The sequence below is a fragment of the Tomitella biformata AHU 1821 genome, assembly GCF_000524475.1.
Lineage (GTDB): Bacteria > Actinomycetota > Actinomycetes > Mycobacteriales > Mycobacteriaceae > Tomitella > Tomitella biformata.
Window position 1 is genome coordinate 64,356 of sequence record NZ_BAVQ01000009.1, and the last position, 23,233, is coordinate 87,588.

Genomic DNA, 23,233 nt, shown 5'->3' on the forward strand with positions numbered 1-23,233 from the left:
CCACCGTATGAAGCGACTCGACCTCATCGTCGGCTCCAACGGCGCGGGAAAGTCCACGTTTGTCCAGATAACCCTGGGGCCGCTGCTCCCCCGAAGCGTGTTCGTCAACGCGGACGAGATCGCCAAAGAGCGCTGGCCCCACGATCCCGTGCACCACTCCTACGATGCGGCCCGGGTCGCGACGGCCACCCGTAGCCGGCTCATCGAACTCGGCCGGTCGTTCATCGCGGAGACCGAGTTCTCCCACCCGTCCAAGTTGGACCTCGTCGCCGATGCCCTCGCAGCCGGTTACGAGGTCCACCTCCATGTGGTGCTGATCCCCGAGGACCTGGCCGTCGAGCGCGTCGCGTGGCGGGTGCACGCCGGCGGGTATTGGAAGCTCGTGGCCACCGCGATCGACCTAGCCGACACCGCGACGGTCTACGACAACAGCTCGCTGCGTGGGCCAAGGGTGGTGGCGCGGATGAGCGGCGGATTCAGCGTCGGTGCGCCAGCCTGGCCAGCCTGGTCCCCCGAGGCGCTTGCCGCGCGGTGGCCCACCATCGGCTGAGCTCCACACGGCTGTCCATCGCTCAAGCGGCGCTGCCCTCCGCCTCGAACAGCCGCGCCAGCACGTCGGCCAGCGTGATGACGCCGGCGATCGCGCCCTCCTCCACCACCACCGCCAGGTGCGTGCGGCTCTCCCGCATCGCGGCGAGTGCCTCGTGCGCGGGGGTGGACACGCCGAGCTCGAGGACCGGCCGCATCAGCTCGGCCGCAGTGTCTCCTTCCGCGGCGAGGAGGGTGTCCCGCACGTGGACGACGCCGCGGGCGACGCCGTCGTCGAGCACCAGGATCCGCAGGTGGCCGGTGCGCATGGACGCCACGCGGATCTGCGCCGGCGTCGAGGCAGAGGCGACCACCGTGATCTCCTGGTCGCGGCGCAGCAGCGCGCCCACGGTCACCGTCTGCATCTCCAGCGCCCCGCTGAGCTGGGCGGAGTAGGCGGCATCGAGCGCCCCGACGTCCGCCGAGTGCTCGACGAGGTGCCACAGCGCCGCGGCGTCCTGCCCGCCCCCGACCTGGTCCGCGGGATCCACGCCCACCTTGAGCAGCAGCCAGTTCGCCATGTTGTTGAGCACCCGCAGCAGCGGGCGCGTGCACCACATGAACCCCCGCATAGGAATCGCCAGCATGGTGGCCGAGCGCTCGGGGTGCGCGATGGCCCAGGACTTCGGGGCCATCTCGCCGATCACCAGGTGCAGGAACGTCACGATGATCAACGCGAGGACGAATCCCGCGATGTCCGCGCCCCACAGCGGCAGGCCCGCGGTGTTGAAGACGGGGGTCAGCCAATGGTGCACGGCCGGCTTGGTGATCGCGCCGAGCGCCAGGGTGCACACGGTGATACCGAGCTGCGAGCCCGCAAGTAGGACCGTCAGCTCCGACGCGCTGCGCAGGGCTGCGCGGGCAGACTTGCTGGTGGCGGCTGCGTCCTCGAGCCGGTGCCGCTTGGCGGAGATAAGGGCGAACTCCACCGCCACGAAGAACGCGCTGGCCGCGATAAGGACCACGGTCAGGGCCAGGACTATCCAGGGGTTGGACATCAGCGCGCGTCCTCCTCAGTCTTGGATTCGGCCAGTCTCAGCCGCAGTTCGGATGGCACATGGCGGTCGATGCCGAGGACCTCGATGACCAGGACTCTCTCCGGCGACCCGTCCACCAACAGGCTGGCGGGGCCGGGATCGAGGGGGACGCGGATGCGGGCGCCCACCTCGGGCAGGTCGCGGTGGTAGGCGATGGCCAGGCCGGCGAGGGTCTCGTAGTCCCCCTCCGGCAGGTCGCGGCCGATCACCCGCTCGACCTCATCGATGTTCAGTCCGCCGTCGAAGCGCCAGGAGCCATCCGCGTCGGGCGGCCGCTCGGGGGCATCCGGATCGTGCTCGTCCTCGATCTCGCCGACGAGCTCCTCCGCGATGTCCTCGACGGTGAGGATCCCGGCGAAGCCGCCGTACTCGTCGACGACGCAGGCGAGCTTGCTCTTCGACTCGGTGAGCTCGGCGAGCGCGCGGGGCAGCGGGAGCGAGGCGGGCAGCAGCAGGGCCGGCCGCGCGATGTCCGCGGCTGTGCCTGCGTACGGCGGCTCCAGGGCCAGCACGTCATGTAGATGCACGACGCCCACAATGTCGTCGGGGTCCCCGCCGAGCACGGGGTAGCGCGAGTGCCCGGTCCCCATCAGCGCCCGCACCTTCTCGAGGGAATCTGTGGCGGCCACGGTGTCCACCCTGGTGCGGGGGATCGTCGCGTGCTCTACGGGGCGGGTGGGGAAGTCCAGGATCCGGTCGAGGACGTGGGAGAGCTCCGTGGGGAGGTCACCGGCCTGGCGCGACGCGGACACGATGTGCTCGAGGTCCCGGGCCGTTGCCGAGTGCTCGACGTCGTGGACCGGCTCGATCCGCAGTGCCCGCAGCAGCAGGTTCGACGCCTGATCGAAGAACCAGATCAGCCAGCCGAACAGCCGCAGGTAGATCGTGGTGGACCGGGCGAGTGCGCGGGCCACCGGCTCGGGCCGCGCGATCGCGAGGTTCTTGGGAAACAACTCCCCGAACAGCATCTGCACCAGCGTGGAGAACACCAGCGCGACCACCGTGCCGATGGCCAGGCCGACGGCCGCGCCCAGGCCGATGTCGCCGAATACCGTGCCGATCGAGACACCGATCAGCGGCTCCGCGACATAGCCGACCAGCAGCCCAGTCACGGTGATCCCGAGCTGGGCGCCCGAGAGCATGAAGGAGGTCCTGCGGGTGACGGCGAGGGCACGCTCGGCGCCCGCGTCCCCAGCCTCGGCCTGGGCCTTCAGGCGGGAGCGGTCGACGGCCATGAACGCGAACTCTTGGGCCACGAAGTACCCGGTGATGGCGGTGATCAGCAGGACCGCGAGCACGCCGAGCAGCAGGGTGAGGAACAACATCATCGGCCGGATACCGCCTCGCGCTGGGCACAGGTGATATCCGGCCTGAATCTATGGCTGTCCATTGCTCCTCTGAGTGGGTGGGGCGACCGCGGGTCGGTCGCTCAATTGTCTTTACGCACGGCGACCGGGAAAAGTTCCCGCGGTCCGATTAGAGCAGGCCAGCCGCCTGTAGGGCCGTCCGCAGAATCTCCTGGTGCTCCGGCGGGCCCTGCCGCAGCGGCATACGGAGGTGGTCGGACTCGATCACGCCGAGCATCTTCATCGCGGCCTTCGCCTGGATCGCGCCCTGCGAGACGTGCATGATCGCGTCGACGACTGGGATGACCTGCGCGTTGATCTCCCGGGCCCGGGCCAGGTCGCCGCGGTCGACACACGCGATCATCTCCGCGTACTTCTCGCCCGCCACATGCCCGACCACCGAGACCACGCCCGCGGCCCCCTGCGCGAGGTGCGCGAGGTTGACGACGTCGTCGCCGGAGAACCACAGCAGGTCCGTCTCGGCCATGAGCCGGGCCGCCTCGAAGAAGTCGCCCTTGGCGTCCTTGACGGCCTTGACCTGCTCGATCTCGGCGGCACGGCGAATCGTGTCCGTGGCCAGCGCGGTGCCGGTGCGGCCGGGGATGTCGTAGAGCATCACGGGGGTGTCCCCGCCGGCCTCGGCGACCATGCGGATGTGCTCGAGGATGCAGTCCTGGGGCGGCTTGTTGTAGTACGGGGTGACCACCAACAGCGAGTCCGCGCCGCGGGCCACCATCTCCCGCGCCGCGCGGGCTGAGTGCTCGGTGTCGTTGGTGCCGCAGCCGGCCATCACCTTGACGCGGTCGCCGACGGCCTCGACGACGGCCTGCACGCAGTCGTAGTCCTCCCCGTCGGTGGTGGTGGGGGACTCGCCCGTTGTGCCGTTGACGAGTAGCCCGTCATGGCCATGATCGGCCAGGTGCACCGCGAGGCGCTGGAGCCCGTCGAAGTCGATGGAGCCGTCATCGCGCATCGGCGTGACCATCGCAGTGATCATCCGCCCAAAAAGTGTGTCCGCCATGGTGCACAGGATAGTCGGGCCAGCCGCGATACCGCAGAAGGCGGTCACCCGATCTCAGCGCGCGCCGTCGGGCGCCCTTCCCGTGATTGCCATCACCGACCTCCCGCCGTATGGTCCTACCTAACGATCGCTAGGTAATCGCCGGAGTCAAGCATTGCTGGCCGCGGCCGGGACTAGGAGCACGTATGCAGGCAATCCAACTGACAGAGCTATCCGGGCCCGACGGGGTGGGCCTCGTCGAGATCACCGAACCCAGCGATCCCACACAGGTGCTCGTCGACCTGCACGCCGCCGGGGTGTGCTTCCCCGACCTGCTGCAGACCACCGGCAGCTACCAGATGGCGCGCGAGCTGCCGTGCGTGTTGGGTCTCGAGGGCGCAGGCATCGTCCGGCACGCGCCAGCCGACTCCGGCCTGAACCGCGGCGACCGCGTCGCTGTGCTGACCACGGCCGGGGGCTCTTGGCAGCAGACGGTGGCAGTGGAGCCGGCAGACGTCTTCCCCCTGCCTGACGCCGTCTCCCTCACCGCCGGATCCGGTTTCCTCGTCAACTATCTGACCGTGCACTTCGCCCTCGACGAGCGCGCGCGGTACCGGGCCGGCGAGACGGTGCTGGTGCACGGCGCGGCCGGTGGAGTCGGCATCGCGGCACTGCACGTCGCCGCCGCCCTCGGCCTCGAGACCATCGCCGTGGTCAGCACCCCCGAGAAGGCCGCCGTCGCCGCAGCGTCCGGGGCCACACACGTCGTCCTCCTCGACGGCTGGAAGGACCAGGTGCGCCAGCTCACCGGCGGCCGCGGCGTCGACATCATCCTCGACCCCGTGGGTGGGGACCGATTCACCGACAGCCTGCGCAGCCTGGCCCCCAACGGGCGGCTCGTAGTGCTGGGATTCACCGGCGGCGAGATCCCCACCGTCAAGGTCAACCGCCTGCTGTTGGGCAACACCTCGGTCCTCGGCGCGGGCTGGGGAGAGTACCTGCGGACGAACCCCGGATACCTTGCCCGGCAATGGGAGTCGCTCTACCCATTGCTCGAATCGGGCACGCTGACAGTCCCCGAGCCGACGCTGTACCCGTTGTCCCGCGCCGCCGACGCCCTCGCGTCGCTGCGCGATCGCACCGCCACCGGCAAGGTCGCGCTAGCCCTCGTATGACCTATCAACTCTCTCTAGGAGGTCTCTGAAATGGCAGGCCCACTACACGGCGTTAAAGTTCTCGAGCTCGCGGGACTCGGCCCCGGGCCCCACGCCGCGATGCTGCTGGCGGATCTGGGCGCGGACGTCGTCCGCGTCGAACGCCCCTCCGGCGGACTGCAGATCGGCTCCCCCGAGCAGGACCAACTTCTGCGCGGACGGCGCTCCGTCACCGCGGACCTCAAGACCGAGGCCGGCCGCGAGACCGTCCGGTCCCTGATCGCGAAGGCCGATGTGCTGGTCGAGGGCTTCCGCCCCGGCGTCACCGAGCGACTGGGTTTCGGGCCCGACGACTGCGCGCAGCTCAATGACCGGTTGATCTACGCGCGCATGACCGGCTGGGGGCAGGACGGCCCGCTGGCCCAGCGCGCCGGTCACGACATCACCTACCTCGCCCTGACCGGCATTCTGCACACCATCGGCCCGGCTGAAAAGCCCACGGTCCCGCTGAATCTCGTGGGGGACTTCGGCGGCGGCTCGATGTTCCTGATCCTGGGCATCGTCTCCGCGCTGTACGAGCGGGAGCGCTCCGGCAAGGGCCAGGTGATCGACGCGGCCATCGTCGACGGCACTTCTGTTCTGGCGCAGATGATCTGGTCGCTGCGCGGGAGCGGGGAGTGGAGCGATGACCGCGCCACCAACCTGCTCGACGGCTCGAGGCCGTTCTATGACACCTACGAGTGCGCCGACGGCGGCTTCGTGGCGGTGGGCGCGCTCGAGCCGCAGTTCTACGCACTGCTTCTCGAGGGCTTGGGTATCGATCCGGAATCGCTTCCCGCGCAGATGGATTCAGCCGGCTGGCCGGTGCTACGCGCGCGGTTCACCGAGGCGTTCGCAAGCCGCACCCGCGACGAGTGGGCGGCGATCTTCGTGGACACCGACGCCTGCGTCGCTCCCGTCCTGACCCCCGCGGAGGCCGCGAAGCACCCGCACCTCGTCCATCGCGGTTCCCTCGTCGAGGCCGACGGCATCGTGCAGTCCGCCCCGGCCCCGCGGTTCTCCCGCACGACCCCCTCTCAGCCCTCCGGCGCGCGCAAGCCCGGCGCGGACACCGACGCGGTGCTGGTGGACTGGCTGGGGGCGTAAGCGCTCAACGTGGGAGTCCGGGGTGTCGACGCCCTTTAGACGCCCTTTAGACTCCGATCGACCGGACGAACCGGACGCAAGACTCGATGGCAGCGACGGAGACGCCGTGGTCGGGGTAGATCAGTGGCCACGTGTGCCCTTGATCCGCAATCACCTCCAGTGTGCAGGTGATGTTCGCGGTCGCGAGCGCCCGAGTCAGGCTGAGACCGTCCCCCACCAGCGCCTCGTTGCCGCCGACCTGGATCAACGTGGGCGGAAAGCCGGTGTGGTCGGCCAGCAGCGGCGAGACCAATGGATCGGCCGCGGAAGCGCCCTGCAGATAGTCGTCCCGCGCCGACTCCGCGCTTGCCAGCGGGAAGAAGACGTCGGTCGCGGTCTCGTAGAACGGCGACGAGCAGTGCAGGTCGAGCCACGGAGACAGCAGCATCAGCCCGTCGGGTGTGCGAACGTCGCTATTGCCCACGGCGACGACCACCGCGGCGGCGAGGCCGGCGCCCGCCGAATCTCCGGCGACGACGATCGGCCCGTCCGTCGCGGACGCGAGCTCCTCGTAGACCTTGAGGGCATCGCGCAGTCCGGCCGGGAACGGGTTCTCCGGCGCGAGCCGATACCGCGGCACGACGACCGTCGCCGCGGCACCCGCGGCCAGCGCCGCGGCATGGGCGTTGTACGCCTCCGGACTGCCCATCCGATATCCGCCCCCGTGCAGGTAGAGAACGGTGGCCTGGTCTCCTGCGCGGAGGGTCCGGCACGGCACACCCGCGAAATCCGCATCGCCCGCCGTGACTCCCAGTGCGGGATCGAGCTCGGTCGCAGCGAACTTCGCGCGGCGTTCGCGGAGCTCCGGGCTCGCCGGTGCGCCCGCCCGCTCGGCGGGCAGCGACTGGTGCAGTGCCGAGGTGGTGCTCACGAGTGCGCGATCTGGACGAGCTTGTCCGGATGGCGGACTGCGATTGTCCGGCGGATGCCTTCGCGCCAGTCCACCGTGCATGGTCCGGTGATGGCTGCACGCCGACTTGTGTCCGCAATCGAGCCCCGCAACGTCCCCTCGATCGGGACCACCTCGACGGTCGCATCGATGCCCATCAGCTCGCTGGCATATGCCGCCCACTCCTGGACGCTGACTGCTTCGTCGCCGCCCCAGTTAACGATGGTGGCTGGCACGGACGCAGCACCGAGAAGCGCGCTGACCTGCAGGTTTATGTCGTCTTCGTAGATCGGACTGTACATGCACGGATCCCAGCGGGTGGTGATCGACCGCCCCTCTGCGAGGGCATCGATGTGCATGGCGGGCAATCCGCCGTTGGGTCCGTACGAGGCGTTCATCCGAGCGATCGTGACCGGGACGTCGAAGGCTCGTGCGGCGAGCCGTGCGGTGGCCTCCTGGCTGATCTTCGAGATCGAGTAGGTCGGGGTATGCGTGCTGTTGCACTCCCCGAGCGGCGACTCCTCCGTGAACATGTACATGGGGTCGTCCTGCGGCCGATAGACCGAATGGGTCGACATCACGAGGGCACCCTTGGCCGATCGGCAGTGCTGAAGGAGGAGCCCGGTGCCCTCCGCGTTGTCGCGGATCGCGGCGTCGTAGTCCCACCCCGGAGCCAGATTCGCCGCCAGATGCACAACGTATGTGAAGTCGGTCGGGACACCGGTGAAGTCGCCGTCACCGAGGTTGCAGGTCACCGGGGTGATCCCCGCCTCGATCATCCGCTGCCGATCGTCTGGTCGGCTGAACCGCGCTAATCCCCACACTTCGTTCTCGGCAGCGAGCATGCTGGCGATTGGGAAGGCAATCTGCCCCGTAGCCCCGGTGACCAGGATCTTCTCGCCGCTCAACACGGAAGTCACCACAGTTCGTCTGTGTATTTGTCCGTGCCGATCTCGGTCGGGATGAACGGCGAGGCGAAGGTGACTCGTCCGGCACCCGAGCTCTCGATGTTTGCGGCGTAGTCGACGATGTGCTGCCAGCTCTCCACGGGGTCGCCTTCAAGAAAGCACATCTGCAGGATGCGCTCGGTGGTTCCGCCGTCGTTGCCCATCTTCATCGGCACGTTGTGATCGGCGGGCCAGGGCTTCATCCGCCAGCTGCTCACCAGGTCGACGGCACCGGTGCCGAGCAGCGTCTTGACCGGTCCGCCATCGATGGCCTGGATTGCGGCGGCGCGGTCGAAGCCCTCCGCCGGCTCGATCATCACGGTGACGAGGCCGCGGTAGTTGTGATCGTGTGCGAGCTCGAGGGGCACACCGTCCTCTTGAGCCGAGACCGTCGAGTCCGGCAGGTACTGGGCGGTGTGCACGTGCTCACGCTCGGGGAAACCGCGGCCGGCTGCGTACAGCTCGCCGACCTGGGTGCGGGCCCAGCCCTCTGCTTCTTCCATCTCCGGCTCGTGCACCCAGTAGATCGCGAGGTACGAGCCGTCCTCAGTCTTGGTCGCGACCGGTCCGGTCGCCGGGAAACGCAGGTCCTTGAGCCGCTTCGGCGCGACCCAGCGGCTACCGGCGAACCAGCCGGGACCGACCATGCAACCCGAGTAACGGTGGTCGCGCTCGTACCAGCGGTTGTATGCGACCTCGTGACCGCGCGTCGGATCTACCAGGGTGAACAGTGCCTGGCCGAGTCTCACTGGAGTCAATGTCATTACTATCTCCTTCGTATTTTGGCATGGCCATGTGGGCGGCCCTTGGCATCGGCTGCCCACAGGCCACGGAATTCTTGCGAACTACGGCCGGCGACTCAGCGGGTCACTGCGATGCCGTCGAGCTTGTCGTCCTCGCGCCACTGGCGGAGCAGATCGAAGTACTCGTATCCGGGTCCGTAGAGGCCGCCCACCAGAGTGCTGCGCTTATCGTCGAGGCGGCCCTCATTGTTGTACTGACCCGGGGTGCATGTCATGTTCCAGTCCCGTCGCATCTCCGCGTGCTCGAGAATGGTCTGGTTCCATCCGGCTTCTGCCTCGGGGGTCGGCTCGATGGTCCGGATGCCGTCGGTGAGGGACTTCTCGACCATGTAGACCATGTGCCTGGCCTGGTGGTCGATGAGGTTCGCGATGTTCGACACCTGTGTCGACTGGAGGAATCCGAGGAAGAACAGATTCGGGAAGTCCTCGCTGAGGAAGCCGTGGTAGGTGCTGGCGCCGTCGGCGAATTTCTTCGACAGTCGGTTGCCGTTGCAGCCCGTCACGTCATAGCCCGCTTTGTCGGTCCAGGTACGCCCCTGCTGGAAGCCGGTCGCATAGACGATGAGGTCGACTTCGTACTCGTGGTCGCCCACGACGATGCCCTTCTCCGTGATCCGGTCGACCGGCGTGGTGGCGGTATCAACGACGTCGACGGACTCCTTGTTGAAGGCGGGCAGGAAGTCGTCGCTGAAGCCCGGCCGCTTGCACATGGTGCGGTAGTAGCTCTTCAACCTCTCGGCCTTGGCCGGGTCAGTCACGATCGAGTCGACGCGGTCTCGCAGCATCTCGTTCCACTCGTAGTCCGAACGCTCCATCGCATCCATGAACTGCTCGAGGGTCGGCTCCGCACCGCCGGCCTCGTAGATCGCACCGAGCTGGTACTTCGCGAACTTGATCCAGCCGTCGTCGATATCGCAGTCGGCGGTGGCGCGGTCCATCGCACATTTATCGAAGGATGCGCGGCGCACACCGTGCCAACCTGCAGGCAGAGACTTGAACCATTCGATGTCAGTCGGCGCGTTCTCGCGGGGTGCGATCTGAGTGGGCGTGCGCTGGAAGACGACCAACGATTTCGCGTACTCGGCGAGTTGCGGAATGGCCTGCACACCAGTGGCGCCGGTTCCGATGACGGCCACGCGCTTGTCACGCAGCTTGTCCAGGTCCCCGGCGCTGTCGCCGCCCGTGTACTCGTAGTCCCAGCGGCTCGTGTGGAAACTGTGACCGGTGAACTTCTCGATCCCCGGAATGGAGGGCAACTGCGGGCGGCTGAACTGACCACTCTGCGTCGAGACAAAACGTGCGCGAAACAGGTCGCCGCCATCCGTCCGAACCATCCACCGCGCGGTGTCCTCGTCCCACTCCATGTCGGTGACCCGCGTCTGGAACAGTGCGTGGTCGTACAGGCCAAACTGCTCACCCAGCGACTGGCAGTACGCGAAGATCTCGCTGCCGCGGGTGTACCGCTCCGTCGGGATATATCCGGTCTCCTCCAGATACGGCAGATATACGTACGACTCGACGTCACAGCGCACGCCCGGGTATCGGTTCCAGTACCAGGTGCCACCGAAGTCTGCGGCGACGTCAAGGATCTTGAAGTTGGTGACACCGGCCTTCTTCAGCTCGATGCCCGCACTGATGCCCATGAAGCCAGCGCCGATGACGAGCATGTCGAGATCCGCGGTCACCGGCGGCACGGTGCGAGGACTCGCATGCGGGTCGGCGTCGAACGATGCGAACTTGCCTTCGAAATCGATCGCCTGGAATGTGTCGGCACCGGTGTTGGGCAGGCGCTTGTCACGCTCGGCCGCGTACTTCTCCCGGAACCAGTCCAGGTCTTCCACCTTGCGCTGCGGTGCCCAGAGGTGCGGATCGCGTGCAGTCTTTTCTGGGGCGGTCATGAATGTCCTTTGTTTGTCACTGCATCGGCAGGAGCCTTCCGGCTGCGGAGGGGATCCGTCACCGTGCTGCGTTCAACGATTGATTGAGTGACGGCGAGAATCCGACCGTGGCCAGGCGCGGTCACCACGGCGTGCCGGCCGGGATGTGCATGATCTCCACGCGGTTGCCGTCGGGGTCGGCCACGAACACGAACTGCGGCGCGGTCGGGTCATCCGTACCCACGCGGGTGTCCGGCACCAGCACGCCGCCGTAACCGCAGAGCGCCTCCGCCGCGGCGTCGATGTCTTCGGAGAAGAACGACAGGTGGGTCATTCCCAGATGGTTGCGTCGGGTGGGCGGGGTGCCGATCACGCCGGGCTGCCGGTAAGCGAGCAACTCGATGCGCATACCGTCCTTCTCCAGGAAGGTCGAGGAGAGGCTGCACGGCGCATCGACCTCAGGAATTTGCTCGTCGACGTCGTATTCCATGAGCTTGACGAAGCCCAGTCCGTCGCAGTAGAAGCGAAGGCTCTTCGCGAGGTCGGAGACGCACAGCCCGACGTGGGAGGTGCGGTACTCGTGCGCGGCCGATTCAATGTTCTTAGTCATCTGGAGTCCTTGTTGTTCGAGGTGGGCACGGTCAACCGACGGCGACGGGAGTGACCGGGCTCGCGGTGCCGCCGGTAATCTTCAGTGCGCCGATTGTCAGCAAAAACTCGTAGCACTTGTCGGCCGCCAGCTCTGCCAGGTTCATGTTCTCGACCAGGTGGATGCCGTTCTCGACGAGCAGGATGATGTGTCCGCCGAGATACACGTTCTGGTCGAACGGGATCGGCTCGATGGCCGCGTTGTCCGAGCCGACCAGCGCCACGTCCTTCTCAGCGAGGAAGGAGGCCGCTTCGAGACCGATGCCCGGCTGCGGCATGATCTCGCCCTGGTTTGCCATGTAGTCCTCGAGCCATCCCGTGCGGATGAGCACCAGATCTCCCGTCTGCAGTTCGACGCCCTGACCATCGAGTGCCGTTTGCAGATCAGCCACGGTGATGACGTAGCCCGGATCCAGCAGGTCGACGCCCTTCGATGCCGCGACGTCGATGAGGACACCACGGCCGGCGATGCCGCCAACCTTGTCGATGCTGCACTTGGCCGCGCCCGAGTACGGCGTGACTTGATCGGCCGGGTATCCGTTGTAGATCTTGTTGTCTGCGTACACGTGGCACAGCGCGTCCATGTGCGTCGAGGTGTGCGACGGCATGATGAGCTGATCCTCGTTGGCACCGACACCCGGAGCGCCGCCGTTGGCGCGGGCCATCGCCTCGTCCTCGTGATTGGTCAAGGTCAGGCGCTGCGGAATTCCGCGGTACTCGAGGTTGGGCACGCCCGACCGCTGGATCGGAATGCTGAGGCTGTAGGTCTTGCCGGTCTTCGGCAGGCGGAGTGCGGCGAGCACCCGCTCCGGGGTGAGGAGATTGAGCGCGCCCAATTCATCCGACTCGCCCCAACGACCCCAATTTGACTTGCGTGTGCTCAACGTTGACTCCTAAACATCAGATTCTTAGTAGCGAGGGATGGCTGCCATGCGGATCTCGAAGGCGCCGAAGTTCGAGTGCGAATGCGGAGCTTCTTGCGGCACTGCACAATCCATCAGCTTTGTGATTGGACTCACTGTAGCCACCGGCCACGCATGCGTCAATAGCGTCGATTTGGCGCGGCCCACCTCTGCGCGAACCGCCCTCGGCCCAGCATGTCCAGGACCGGGAACTCGACAACGTCCGGTCCGCGTCGCGGCCTTCACTGATCGCTAATGGTTGTCGAAAACCACCACGGCACGCCCACGCAGAACTCCCTTGTCGAGGCGTCGGTATGCCTCTGCGACCTCGCCGAACGGGAACTTCTCCACCTCGTTGCGGATCACCCCGGACTGGGCTAACTCGATCACGGAGTGAGCGTCCGCGATTGTCGACCCCTGGAAGGAGAACACCTCACCGTCTTGCGGGAGTCCGCCGAACCAGGACCGTTCGAGCCTGCCGCCAGCAGCGCCAACCAGCCCGAAAGCGCCGCCCTCGCGGGTGGCAGCCACGCCGGCCGAAATCGTCTCGTCAACACCGACAAAGTCGAGGACCACATCGGCGCCGCGTCCGTCATCGCTCATCACCCGGATCTGCGCCGCGGTCACATCACCCGCCACCATGAGCGTGTCATGCGCTCCGAGTTCACGCGCGAACTCCCGCCTCGCCTCACTGGTATCGATGACGACGACCCTCGCAGAGGTGAGCAGCCGCAGGTACTGCACCGCGAACGAGCCCAGCCCACCTGCGCCGATCACCACCACGACCCCGCCGGGAGTAATTCGTGGCAACGCCCGGCGGACCGCATGGAATGCCGTCGCGCCCGCATCCGTCAGCGGACCCGCACTGCTCGGGTCGAGGCTTCCGAGCCCGACCAAACCACGTGTGCTGGTCACCCGCACAAACTCTGCGAGGCCGCCGTCTCGGCCGTAGCCGCGCCCGACTCGGCCGCTGGGGCACGAGATGTCCTCTCCGCGCGCGCATTGCCAGCAGTGTCCGCAAGACGCCGGTGAGACGAGCGCGACCGGATCTCCCTCCCTAAACCCCGTCACACCGGACCCCAGCGCCGCGACCCACCCCGCAGTCTCGTGACCGAGAGTGAAAGGCATCTGCAAACCGAGAGACTCGCCGACCTCTCGCGGCATCTCCATCAAACCGAGGTCCGAATGGCACAAGCCACATCCCGCCACCCTCACCACGACCTCACCCGGTCCAGGTTCCGGAACGGGCACCTCGACGATCTGCGGAGCCTTGCCCCACTGCCTAAGCTGATAGGCCGACATCATTTCCAGCATGCGAATGTCCTTTCGGTCTTCCGATCGCCTTCCGCCGCACGGTGGAAGGCGACTGCGGCGACAAGGAAGGCCGGGGGTCTTGTTGCTGACAGCGATCTCATGCCGGTTGGGAGGTCCGAACCGCCGGCGGCATCGGATACGAGCCATCGATCAACGGCGAGAGCGGACCATAGAACCTCGCGGCGAGCTGGAATCCACCGTCCGTGGATACCGGTAGCCAGTTCCGGGCCAGGTTGGCGTCCTTTGGGCGCTCAGCCTGCAAGTAGAAGGTCAGCTGCCCTTCGTCCGTGTGGTACAAACCAGCATCAGACAGATAACTCGTTACGCTGTAGCGATTCTCAGGATTGTCGATGAAGTAGCCCTGGACGTCATACACGGGAATTTCCCAGAACTCCGTGACGGGCGGCAAGTTGTTCACGTCGAGGGTGATCGTGTAGGAATCCGCGCCGTCGAACGGCCGGCCGTCACTGTCCTCAAATAGATATCCGATGGTGTGGGACTGGTACGGCACAGGCGTGCCCCAGGCGACGTCGTTCGCCCCGGCCTTGGATCGGTAATCCAAATCGTCGTAGAACAGGCTCGACTGAAGCCGCCAGCCGTTCATGTCGATCTGCGTCTTGTCGAACGCATCCCGCGATGCGATGCGGGCCTGGGAGAACCCACGCTCGATGGCCCCTCGCTGAACATCAGTGAGCCGCTCGGGTTCGAAGTCGACCCCGTCACGTAGACCCAGGTCAGCGAGTCTCTCGATTGTGCCGCACTCCTTCATGGAGTCGCGCCGCAGCGTCATCGTCGGATCAACCAAGACCAAGGAGAGCAGTTGAAGATAGTCGACGCCGGTCATCGACTTGCCGATATCCGTGATCGCGTCCATCCGCGCGAATGAGGCGTAGCCCCCCTTGACAATGGGCTGATCTTCCAAATCTGGCACCCGGCCACCGTTTTCCAGCCACAACGCCAACGGGGATGCGCGCACGCCGCAGACCGCCGCCCGCGCCCCTGCCATGTCCTCGGCGGTGCGCGTCGTCACCGCCACCCGCACCGTCAACGAGAAAGTGTCGGACGGCGCCCGCACGATCTCGGTCCCCGTGAATCCGTCCGGGAGAGATCCTCGCCACCGCGGACCAACGATCACATATTTTTGGGCGCTATTTCCGGTGAATTGCGATCCGGCCATGAAGAACCAGTCGACGTGAGGGTCGAGAGCCTGCACACTCCAGTAACGTCCGTCATTCACCGCGGGGGTCTCGAGCACCGCCGGCCCGTCCGACACATCGAACATCCCGCCGGAATACAGAGTTGAGGCATTGACCGTCGTCGCATAGCGCACCTTCGCGTCGAACAGATCTAGCGTCGGCTGCACTCGATTGATCCCCCGGTAGGCGGGTTGCCCCTCCATGCCGGCGTACAGGTGCCGCAGTTCGTAGAAGCCGACGAGACTGATTCCCCAGTCGAATGCTTCCGTTGTCAGTCGGGCGAGGTCATCCGGGGTCAGTGTCGGGTCGATCATCGGTTTCATAGCGGTAACTCCTCTGGGCTCTTGCGGCCATGGTTGCCGCACCACGTAGTAAGGCTTCATCTATTCGCGTGGCGAAGGTAGGGCGTCGGATGGGACAGCTACAACGGTCTCCCCCGACCCGCTCAGTGATCACCAGATCGATAGCGGGACCGGGCACAGTGGCGCCGCCGACTGCAGACCTGGCTTGCATCCGCGTTCGCAACCGAATCTCTCGTCGCGGGGCGCACCCGAATCCCCCACCCATCTGATCGGTCGACTATTCGACCGCATTGGTCAAATATCGTGATCTGAAGGCTACCGTCGAGGCCACGTGAGGTCAATCACCAGAGCCTCCGCCCGCGAACAGGCCGCACCTCGAGCCCGCACCGCCGGCCGGAAAGAAGAGCCGGCGACCCTTCCACCTGTACAGCCTCACTCGGCAATCCGGACTCCACCCCATAGACCTGGTGCCGAAGTGAAGCCAATGGAGCCCCTCGCGACCGAGGTCGCGCGACGCCGGCCGCGGCCGATCTTGATGAGCCACAACACATAGCGGGCCCTCGGGCGCGAAGATGGCGGCTCCCTGCGCTTCCCCGACGCACTGCGGGGCCCATGACGGTCGGGGCGAGCCCGCAGCCCCGTGAACCTCCCCACGTGCGCATGCCACATGGGCGAACTCAGCCCATTGACGCAAGAGTAGCCTATGGCTACAGTGATGCACGCCACTGTGCGTGCTGGGTTGAACCAAGCACTTCGTGCGACATCGATGCCTATCTGCGGCCCGACTACGCGAAGCGATTGCGGGCAGATGGATCGTCTCGGCGTGATCGCTGGAAGTGGGCACGCCTCCTTGTCAGCAACGCCGAAGCATCTCGTGATGCCGCCTCAGTTCGCTACGAGAGTCGTGGGAAACCCTTCAGGAAGAGGTATGAAATGATCCGACTATTCGAAAATTATCGACTCGGTGACGTTGTTCTCAGGAATCGCGTGGTGATGGCTCCCATGACCCGAGCGCGCTGCGTCGACACTATCGCGGGTGCGGATACGGCGGAGTACTATCGCCAGCGCGCGACCGCGGGATTGATTGTCACCGAGGGCACGCCGATCTCCCCGGAAGCCCAAGGGTATGCGTATGTTCCCGGTATCTGGTCGAGTAAGCAGGTTGCCGGTTGGCAAACGGTGACCGATGCTGTGCACGATGTGGGGGGCCGCATTTTCGCCCAACTCTGGCACGTCGGCCGACTATCGCACCAGTCGCTCCAACCCGAACGGCAGCGTCCTGTCGGAGCTGGCGCGGTTCCGGCCAACGACTGTATGACTTTCGCATTCACCGACGAGGGCACCGTCGGCTTCGTCAATGTGGCCGAGCCACGGCCGTTGTCCACCGAGGAGGTGGGCCGCGTGACTCGTGACTTCGTCCGCGGGGCGGCCAACGCGAGAGAGGCGAGCTTCGACGGGGTGGAACTGCACGGGGCCAATGGCTACCTATTCGAGCAGTTCCTCAACCCCTCGACCAACACTAGAACCGATCGCTATGGTGGTTCGATTCAGAATCGCGCCCGGTTCCTCCTCGAGACTGTCGACCGCGTGAGCGAGGTAAACGGTTCCACCCGCGTCGGTATCCGCTTGTCACCATTCAGCGATCTGTTCGACATGCCCGCCTACGCCGAAGCGGCCGACACCTACCTGTATCTAGCGTCCGAGCTGTCTCGACGGGACCTCGCCTATGTGCACCTCATCGACCAACTCCCCGGCGGAGATCGCATCGTCGGTGACGATTTCCTCGTTCCGTTCCGGGCGGAGTACGGAGGGACGATCATCCTCGCCGGCGGCATGACCCGAGACCTCGCAGGGGACCTGACCGAGAGGGGCTTGATCGATCTCGCCGCGTTCGGGCAGCCATTCATTGCCAATCCCGATCTTGTCGAACGTATGCAGAACGGGTGGCCCCAGACAACGCCTGACCGGGACTCGTACTACGGCGGCGCTGGGGCGGAGGGCTACCTAGACTACCCGAGGTTCGATCCGGCGACCGTATGACCCCCCCGTTCCATGAATCCGATCACGTCCAACCACGCACGAATGGATGACCATGTCTGAATCGCTTCTTCCGGATTATGACCCAACCACCCTTGTTCGATCCATTACGGTCGAGATCGAGGCTCCCGCGAGTCTCGTGGGGGAGATCGTCACCGACCTCGATAGCTATCCGCTCTGGAACCCCCTCTGTGTGGCGGTGAGATCAACCCTGTAAATGGGTGCGCCGGTTGAGATGACGCTGACGGACTACACCGGCGGCGCGGGCACATTCCCCAACACCGAGTATGTCTGCGCCGTCGTGCCAGAGCGTCTGCTGTCGTGGGAGTTGCGGCCCACCGAGACATCTGCGCAGGCCGCCGCGATCAGATCATCGAGCCCATCTCTGAGGATCGGTGCTCTTACCATTCGACGGATGCCTTCCCTGGCGTGGAAGCGCAAGAGATCATGGCCGAAAGCGGCGCCTGGGTGAAGCGCGCATTCGACGAGACCGCCGAGGCGCTGAAGCTTCGCAGCGAATCCCTCTATGCGGATCGCCAACGTTGACAACCGCGGTCCGCGGTGCGCAAGACTGAGGGTTCCAGGCTCACGCTGCTGACTCTGGGCGTGTATTCCATTGTCGTTTCTATTTGAAAGATCGATACATGACAAACCGCATGCAGGACAAGATCGTCATAATTACCGGCGCATCATCGGGTTTAGGGCGCGCCACGGCAGAATTAATGATCGCCGAAGGAGCCCGTGTCGTAATTGCGGACACCAACCGGGAAGCGGGGGAGGCTGTGGCGAGTGCCATCGGCGCTCAGTTCGCCCGCACCGACGTCGGAAACCCGGAGGAAGTCGATGCCCTCGTCGCAGCCACTGTGGCCCAGTACGGGCGGCTTGATGTGATGTGCAATAACGCCGGCGTTATTGCCACCACACCGGTCATCGAGACTACAGACGCAGACTTCGATCGCATGGTAACCGTTAACTTCGCAGGAGTTTTCTATGGCACTCGGGCGGCAGGGCGGGTGATGACCGAGCAAGGGTTCGGCGTTATTGTCAACACGGCGTCGAACGGCGGGTGTTCCCCCTCAGCCGGCATGGCTGTCTACAGTGGCACAAAGGCGGCAGTGGTGGCCCTGTCTAAGGCCTGCGCCATCGAGCTTGCGCCCAAGGGCGTGCGGGTGAACACAATCTCGCCGGGGACGATGCTCACCGGCATGGTGCCTGACGTGGAGGGCATTGTCGGAATTCTGGATAAGATCCAGCCCATTGGATACGCCGCGAATCCATCCCAGATGGCGGCCGGAATTCTATTCCTGGCCTCGGACGAAGGCAATTACGTCACCGGTCATGATCTGGTCGTAGATGGAGGAGCAACGGCAGGACGCGCCGCTGTAGGAACCTGAACTGCACGGGGGGTGTGGCTGTCCGGCCGATCTTTCCCATGACCCTCATTTCTGCACGCCGGTGCCGAGTACGGCCCGCAAGCCACCCCCTCCCCTATCGGCGGACCTCACAGGGCATAACCGCCAGGGCATAAGCGCCAGGGCTATCGCCGGCTTCCACCACCGCCCCAGCAAGGCTCTCCAACCTGGTTCGACGAGCCCAACGGCGATGCGTCAATCGCCCAGGGAAACGAGGCGGCTATCCGCTTTCGGCGAAGGGATTGCGGCCACCAACTTCGGCCGTGACCTCGGCTGCGACCTCGAGCAGCGCCGCGCCCCGCTGCGCGAGCTCCGCGGTGGTAATCTCCCCGCCGACATTCAGGGTCAACACCATCGACTGCCGAGTATCCGAGTCAAATGTCGGCGCCGCGATGAGACTCACATTATGCGACTCGGCGCGGTCTCGCACCGCACCGCCAAAGAACATGTGGTCCCCTAGGCTAGACACCAGATCAGCGACCACCGTGCGCATCTCGTCGGGAACATCATTCGATGCCACGCTGGCCATCAATCGGTGAAGACGCTCCACCACCGGAGAGCGATTCTCGACTAGATATCCAGTGCTGTGACATTCGGTGGCCATCGTGCGCAGGCCATCTAGGTCAAGCCCCGATGTCAGGGTGGGCTCCCGTCTCAACCACTGATCAAGTTCGTCCGCAGGTTGCCAGAGCATCAGCATCAATCCAAGCGGCGGAGCAAAGTGATAGGTCTCGCCGACGCTGGCTCGCGCACTCGCGCCGGGCGGCGTGATGACCTCAAGCATCATGATCTTGTCGCCCATCGCACCGGCGGCGGCACAGTGCGCATTGAACCTCTCACTGAGCCTTTCGAGCCCTTCCCGCACGGCTGGCCCCAATGCGAAGTCCTTCTGGGCTGCCCGGCCAGCGGCCACCAACGCCGGCCCGAGCCCGTACTCCTTCGTGAGCGGGTCTCGCAGCAGATACCCACATGCAGTGAGCTCCAAGACGATGCCAAGGCAGGTGGGCTTGCTGATCTCACAACGCCGAGCCAACTCCGACAGACCGAAGCGTTGACCCTGGTTACGCACCAGAAAGTCGAGCACCCGCACGACGCGCGCGGTGGGCGGCGATACCTGCTCGCGACTAAGGGAACCTGCAGTTCCAAGATTGACCATTGACGAATCCTAAGGCCATGCCCTAACGTGACACAAATCATCCTACCGCACCGGTCTATATTTCGACCACTGTGCGGGCTGCCGTAATCGCCAGCCCGCACCCTTTGCGCAGCGTTGTCGATGAATCAAGGACCTTGCGGCCTTCACCCCCCAAGAGTGAAGGCCCTCAATAAATCGCCGCACAGTCAGTAGCGAAAACGCCATGCCCGGGTTATCTCCGGTTCCAGAAACACTCAAGCGCCCTCCCGAGAGCCCGCCTTGACACCCGAACACACATTTAATTGAGAGAACAATCTGTGACGAACCAAGTGCACCCACTGACACCATCCAATAATCTCGACGAACCCACTCAGACCACTCGGCACTACATCGCCGTCCTCGCCTCGATCGTGCTGCTATTCGAAATCGCTCCTCTCGAATTCAGCATGATATATCCGTCGCTGCGCTACATGTCAGCGGAATTCCCCACCCCGCACATCGGCTGGGTGCTCACTACCGTCAGCCTGACCGGCATCATCGCTATGCCGATCATCGGCAAGCTCGGCGATATCTACGGGAAGAAGCGCATGCTGATGTGCGTCGCCGGCCTGTTCGCCCTGGGTTCGCTAATCTGCGCCACCGCGCCCAACTTCCAACTCCTGCTCATCGGCCGAGTTCTCCAAGCCACCAGCATCGGCATCACCCCTATCGCCTACGGCCTCATCCGTGACACATTTCCGAAGCGCATGGTTCCAATCGCTTTGGCCGCCGTGTCCACCGGTATCGGCCTCAACGGAATCATCGGTCCGATCCTCGGCGGATATCTCGCCACCGAGTTCGGCTACCGCGCCATCTTTTGGTTCCTACTCGGCTATGTGGTGATCCTGGCTCCCATCGTCTACCTCTTGGCTTCCGAGTCACCGCTGCGCCTGCGCCATCGACTCGATTGGATCGGCGCGATCCTGCTCGGCGGCGGCGCCGCACTGCTGCTCCTCGGCATCAGTCAGGGACCTCAGTGGGGGTGGGGCTCGGTTCGTGTGTTTGGCGCGCTCGCGGCCTCGCTGGTGCTGACCTCGATCTTTGTCGCGCACCAATTGCGCACGGAACAGCCCCTGGTCGACATCCGTCTGCTTGCGATGCCGGTCATGCGCGATAGCATGCTCGCCGGCCTATTCGCCTCGTTCGTGATCGGCGGGTTCGCCTTCGCACTGCCGCTGATGTTGATGACGCCGCGAGAGGTTGGAATCTCATACGGGTTCGGGCTGACTGCGCTGGCATACGCACTATGGACCACGACACATGGCCTCGCGGGAATGGTGGGAGGGCCGCTCGCCGGCTTGCTCGCCCGCCGGAGCGGACCGCGGAGCAGCCTGATTATCGCGATGGCAAGCCTTGCAATCAGCGTGACGTTGCTGGCCTTCTACCACGATCACCTCTGGCAGATCGCTGTCCTAGCAGGGTTGTACGGCCTCGGCATGGGATTCTTCTATGCGTCCCAAGCCAACCTTGTCGTCGAGTCCGTCCCAGCCTCCCAGACCGGGGCGAGCGCCGGGATGGTCGGCTGTGTGAACAGCCTCGGACCGGCTCTGGGAGTCACCGTGCTCGGTGCGGTGCTCGCCGCGAACACATTGCCGACGGAGCCAGCCGTCCGCCAGATCGTATACAGCGAAGCCGGATTCACATACGCGCTACTGGCGGCCGCCGTGTCAGCGGTCCTCGGGCTTGTTGTCGCGATGAGGATGAAGGACGGGCGCAGCCCGGCCACCGGTGGCGCAGCCGCCCCGCGCCTGCCAGCGCGTGGGCTGGCAGGCGCCAAAGCAGACCAGTCTTGACAACCCAAGGAAGGAATCCCATGTCCACAGCACACGAGATCTTTGCCGGAGGCACTGCCGTCATCACCGGCGCAGCCTCTGGCATCGGCGAGGGACTTGCCCGCCATGCAGCCGCTCTCGGCATGAATGTCGTACTCGCAGATATCGATTCGAGTCGAGTCGAGGCAGTCGCGGAGGAGTTGTCCAGCGGTGGAACGCGGACGCTCGCGATGTGCACTGATGTCAGCGACCCACACTCGGTCGAGGTCCTTGCGGCAAGTGCATATGAGCAGTTCGGATCGATTCGGCTGCTCGTCAACAATGCGGGCGTCGAGGCGCCCGGGCTGTTCTGGGAGGTGCCGGTCGAGCGGTGGCACCAGCTGCTCTCGATCAATGTCGGCGGTGTCGTCAACTGCGTGCATTCGTTCTTGCCCCGGATGATCAATGCAGGCGAGCAGGCGTACGTACTCAATGTCAGCTCAATCGGCGGGCTAAGCGCGGGGCCGCTCCAGTCCCCATATCTCACAAGCAAGCACGCGGTACTCGCGCTGAGTGAAACGCTCTATCTGGATGTCCAGGCTGCTGGCGCACCTGTGCAGGTGTCTGCGGTGCTCCCCGGGGCCGTGCGGACTCGGATCTACTCGTCCGCGACGGGCAACGGCGCCAGCGGCGAAGGCCTGCGCGATCAACTCGATCAGTATCTCAGCAACGGAATCACACCGGCCCAGGCGGCAGAGACCATCCTCGCCCAGGCCGCCGACGGTGCCTTCTGGATTGGCACCCAACCTGAGGAGCTCACCGCCTTCGCCACTTACCGAGCCGAGCATCTCGCGCATCTCACGCCTCCGGCCCCCTTCGCTCCGGCGTGACGGGATCGCCATTGGAAGACGCCGACCGATTCCCCGTCGCGGAGATTCGACGCCAACCCCTCGGGGCTCTCGATTAGCCTCAGGAGTCCGCGAATTGCTCGCCTGACCTGTTTCAGATAACGGTTCTCAGGTTCTGTATCGGCCAATGGAGCCCGGATTCGCTCACTGCCAGCGACCGAATCCGGGCTCCACGGCCCCAGAAGAAGATCCGCGTCTTTCACCGCATCCGTGCTGGCCCCACCGCTCAAGACGGGGAAGGAATGCTCCCAATCTGCCAGACTGACCTGCTGTCGCAATCTCGGACGGTAGACCCTCCTAAGGTGAGCGATCAACTGAAATGAGAATCAGCGGTGAGCGGATCACGCAGACGGTTCAGCCGGGAGTTCAAGGACGAGCTGTGCCAGGAGGTCGTCACCACCTCGCGCACGATCAAAGACGTCGCCGTGGCCTACGGCGTCGGCACGGAAACCCTGCGGACCTTGTTGCACAAGTACCGCCAGGCCCATGGGGGCACCGAGACCGAGGTGACGCTCGATGAGCGGGCACGTCTGAAGGAGGTGGAGCGGTACAATGCCGAGCTTCGCGCGGAGACGGCGTTCCGGAAGAAGCAGCGGCTCACTTCGCGCGGGAGCAGCGACAGTGAGCTGATACGAGTACATCGGCTCCTGCCGAAACGACCCCGCCAACACCGGCAAGGTAGCCGGAATCTCGTAGAGCATGGAGCCGTTCGGCTCGTGTATCCCAGCATCGAGGTGCCGACCAGGGGTCGTGATCTGCACCC

19 protein-coding genes and 2 pseudogenes are annotated in these 23,233 nt (G+C 65.2%); 8 read left to right on the forward strand and 13 right to left on the reverse strand.

Annotated elements, in window-relative coordinates; genetic code table 11:
* The first annotated feature begins 7 nt into the window (after window positions 1-7).
* Window positions 8-550, forward strand: a complete 543-nt coding sequence (locus tag TBIF_RS06040) for an ATPase (protein WP_024793953.1) — start codon at window positions 8-10, stop codon at window positions 548-550.
* A 22-nt stretch (window positions 551-572) separates the two neighbouring features.
* Here TBIF_RS06040 and TBIF_RS06045 read toward each other — a convergent pair whose 3' ends face one another.
* The 3 genes from TBIF_RS06045 to dapA form a co-directional block, all read right to left on the reverse strand.
* Window positions 573-1,586 (reverse strand): hemolysin family protein, encoded by a 1,014-nt coding sequence (locus tag TBIF_RS06045; RefSeq protein WP_024793954.1) that lies wholly within the window; start codon window positions 1,584-1,586, stop codon window positions 573-575.
* Window positions 1,586-2,953, reverse strand: coding sequence for a hemolysin family protein (locus tag TBIF_RS06050; RefSeq protein WP_024793955.1), 1,368 nt, complete (start codon window positions 2,951-2,953; stop codon window positions 1,586-1,588). The genes TBIF_RS06045 and TBIF_RS06050 overlap by 1 nt, the downstream gene beginning before the upstream one ends.
* A 148-nt stretch (window positions 2,954-3,101) precedes the next feature.
* Window positions 3,102-3,992, reverse strand: a complete 891-nt coding sequence (dapA, locus tag TBIF_RS06055; protein ID WP_024793956.1) for a 4-hydroxy-tetrahydrodipicolinate synthase — start codon at window positions 3,990-3,992, stop codon at window positions 3,102-3,104.
* Between the two features lie 185 nt (window positions 3,993-4,177).
* Here dapA and TBIF_RS06060 point away from each other — a divergent pair, with 185 nt between their 5' ends.
* Together TBIF_RS06060 and TBIF_RS06065 are read left to right on the forward strand one after the other, a co-directional pair.
* Entirely contained in the window at window positions 4,178-5,146 is a 969-nt protein-coding gene (locus tag TBIF_RS06060; RefSeq protein ID WP_024793957.1) for an NADPH:quinone oxidoreductase family protein, read from the forward strand.
* A 30-nt stretch (window positions 5,147-5,176) separates the two neighbouring features.
* Entirely contained in the window at window positions 5,177-6,271 is a 1,095-nt protein-coding gene (locus TBIF_RS06065) for a CaiB/BaiF CoA transferase family protein (RefSeq protein ID WP_024793958.1), read from the forward strand.
* 46 nt (window positions 6,272-6,317) lie between these two features.
* On the opposite strand, the gene TBIF_RS22965 is transcribed toward TBIF_RS06065, so the two are convergent.
* From TBIF_RS22965 to TBIF_RS06105, 9 genes and pseudogenes are all read right to left on the reverse strand, one after another.
* On the reverse strand, window positions 6,318-7,181 hold the full coding sequence (locus tag TBIF_RS22965) for an alpha/beta hydrolase fold domain-containing protein (protein ID WP_024793959.1): 864 nt from the start codon (window positions 7,179-7,181) through the stop codon (window positions 6,318-6,320).
* The gene (locus TBIF_RS06075; RefSeq protein WP_235174532.1) at window positions 7,178-8,119 is read right to left on the reverse strand and encodes an NAD-dependent epimerase/dehydratase family protein; all 942 of its coding nucleotides are present in this window, start codon (window positions 8,117-8,119) and stop codon (window positions 7,178-7,180) included. The genes TBIF_RS22965 and TBIF_RS06075 overlap by 4 nt, the downstream gene beginning before the upstream one ends.
* Window positions 8,116-8,910, reverse strand: coding sequence for a hypothetical protein (locus TBIF_RS06080; RefSeq protein WP_148302175.1), 795 nt, complete (start codon window positions 8,908-8,910; stop codon window positions 8,116-8,118). Before TBIF_RS06080 ends, TBIF_RS06075 begins: the two co-directional genes overlap by 4 nt.
* A gap of 95 nt (window positions 8,911-9,005) precedes the next feature.
* The gene (locus tag TBIF_RS06085; RefSeq protein WP_024793962.1) at window positions 9,006-10,847 is read right to left on the reverse strand and encodes a flavin-containing monooxygenase; all 1,842 of its coding nucleotides are present in this window, start codon (window positions 10,845-10,847) and stop codon (window positions 9,006-9,008) included.
* Between the two features lie 121 nt (window positions 10,848-10,968).
* Window positions 10,969-11,436, reverse strand: a complete 468-nt coding sequence (locus TBIF_RS06090; protein ID WP_024793963.1) for a VOC family protein — start codon at window positions 11,434-11,436, stop codon at window positions 10,969-10,971.
* A gap of 31 nt (window positions 11,437-11,467) precedes the next feature.
* A complete protein-coding gene (locus TBIF_RS06095) occupies window positions 11,468-12,358 on the reverse strand; it encodes a cyclase family protein (RefSeq protein WP_024793964.1) in 891 nt (296 codons plus the stop codon).
* Between the two features lie 270 nt (window positions 12,359-12,628).
* A complete protein-coding gene (locus tag TBIF_RS26165; protein ID WP_235174534.1) occupies window positions 12,629-13,291 on the reverse strand; it encodes a zinc-binding dehydrogenase in 663 nt (220 codons plus the stop codon).
* A pseudogene (locus tag TBIF_RS26585) lies at window positions 13,292-13,837 on the reverse strand (alcohol dehydrogenase catalytic domain-containing protein); the annotation flags it as partial. It abuts the gene before it with no gap.
* Entirely contained in the window at window positions 13,788-15,209 is a 1,422-nt protein-coding gene (locus TBIF_RS06105) for a DUF1254 domain-containing protein (protein ID WP_024793966.1), read from the reverse strand. The gene TBIF_RS06105 and the pseudogene TBIF_RS26585, both read right to left, overlap by 50 nt.
* Before the next feature lie 912 nt (window positions 15,210-16,121).
* Here TBIF_RS06105 and TBIF_RS06110 point away from each other — a divergent pair.
* Window positions 16,122-17,228, forward strand: a complete 1,107-nt coding sequence (locus TBIF_RS06110; protein ID WP_024793967.1) for an alkene reductase — start codon at window positions 16,122-16,124, stop codon at window positions 17,226-17,228.
* 641 nt (window positions 17,229-17,869) lie between these two features.
* Window positions 17,870-18,619 carry an SDR family NAD(P)-dependent oxidoreductase gene (locus TBIF_RS06125; protein WP_051461376.1) on the forward strand — a complete coding sequence of 250 codons (750 nt, stop codon included), beginning with the start codon at window positions 17,870-17,872 and terminating at the stop codon, window positions 18,617-18,619.
* A gap of 238 nt (window positions 18,620-18,857) precedes the next feature.
* On the opposite strand, the gene TBIF_RS06130 is transcribed toward TBIF_RS06125, so the two are convergent.
* Window positions 18,858-19,793, reverse strand: coding sequence for a helix-turn-helix domain-containing protein (locus tag TBIF_RS06130; protein WP_024793969.1), 936 nt, complete (start codon window positions 19,791-19,793; stop codon window positions 18,858-18,860).
* A 296-nt stretch (window positions 19,794-20,089) separates the two neighbouring features.
* Between TBIF_RS06130 and TBIF_RS06135 the strand changes: the two genes are divergently transcribed.
* From TBIF_RS06135 to TBIF_RS26170, 3 genes and pseudogenes are all read left to right on the forward strand, one after another.
* Window positions 20,090-21,604, forward strand: a complete 1,515-nt coding sequence (locus TBIF_RS06135) for an MFS transporter (protein ID WP_024793970.1) — start codon at window positions 20,090-20,092, stop codon at window positions 21,602-21,604.
* 20 nt (window positions 21,605-21,624) lie between these two features.
* Window positions 21,625-22,452 carry an SDR family NAD(P)-dependent oxidoreductase gene (locus TBIF_RS06140; protein WP_024793971.1) on the forward strand — a complete coding sequence of 276 codons (828 nt, stop codon included), beginning with the start codon at window positions 21,625-21,627 and terminating at the stop codon, window positions 22,450-22,452.
* Between the two features lie 350 nt (window positions 22,453-22,802).
* Window positions 22,803-23,087: pseudogene (locus TBIF_RS26170) on the forward strand (transposase); the annotation flags it as partial.
* Between the last annotated feature and the right edge of the window lie 146 nt (window positions 23,088-23,233).

Coding starts and splice junctions, on each gene's coding strand:
- TBIF_RS06060 (WP_024793957.1), top strand. CDS start 4,178: ATGCAGGCAATCCAACTGACAGAGCTATCCGGGCCCGACGGGGTGGGC.
- TBIF_RS06140 (WP_024793971.1), top strand. CDS start 21,625: ATGTCCACAGCACACGAGATCTTTGCCGGAGGCACTGCCGTCATCACC.
- TBIF_RS06110 (WP_024793967.1), top strand. CDS start 16,122: ATGATCCGACTATTCGAAAATTATCGACTCGGTGACGTTGTTCTCAGG.
- TBIF_RS06050 (WP_024793955.1), bottom strand. CDS start 2,953: ATGATGTTGTTCCTCACCCTGCTGCTCGGCGTGCTCGCGGTCCTGCTG.
- TBIF_RS06040 (WP_024793953.1), top strand. CDS start 8: ATGAAGCGACTCGACCTCATCGTCGGCTCCAACGGCGCGGGAAAGTCC.
- TBIF_RS06090 (WP_024793963.1), bottom strand. CDS start 11,436: ATGACTAAGAACATTGAATCGGCCGCGCACGAGTACCGCACCTCCCAC.
- TBIF_RS06125 (WP_051461376.1), top strand. CDS start 17,870: ATGACAAACCGCATGCAGGACAAGATCGTCATAATTACCGGCGCATCA.
- TBIF_RS06130 (WP_024793969.1), bottom strand. CDS start 19,793: ATGGTCAATCTTGGAACTGCAGGTTCCCTTAGTCGCGAGCAGGTATCG.
- TBIF_RS06105 (WP_024793966.1), bottom strand. CDS start 15,209: ATGAAACCGATGATCGACCCGACACTGACCCCGGATGACCTCGCCCGA.
- TBIF_RS06085 (WP_024793962.1), bottom strand. CDS start 10,847: ATGACCGCCCCAGAAAAGACTGCACGCGATCCGCACCTCTGGGCACCG.
- TBIF_RS06065 (WP_024793958.1), top strand. CDS start 5,177: ATGGCAGGCCCACTACACGGCGTTAAAGTTCTCGAGCTCGCGGGACTC.
- TBIF_RS06080 (WP_148302175.1), bottom strand. CDS start 8,910: ATGACATTGACTCCAGTGAGACTCGGCCAGGCACTGTTCACCCTGGTA.
- TBIF_RS06045 (WP_024793954.1), bottom strand. CDS start 1,586: ATGTCCAACCCCTGGATAGTCCTGGCCCTGACCGTGGTCCTTATCGCG.
- dapA (WP_024793956.1), bottom strand. CDS start 3,992: ATGGCGGACACACTTTTTGGGCGGATGATCACTGCGATGGTCACGCCG.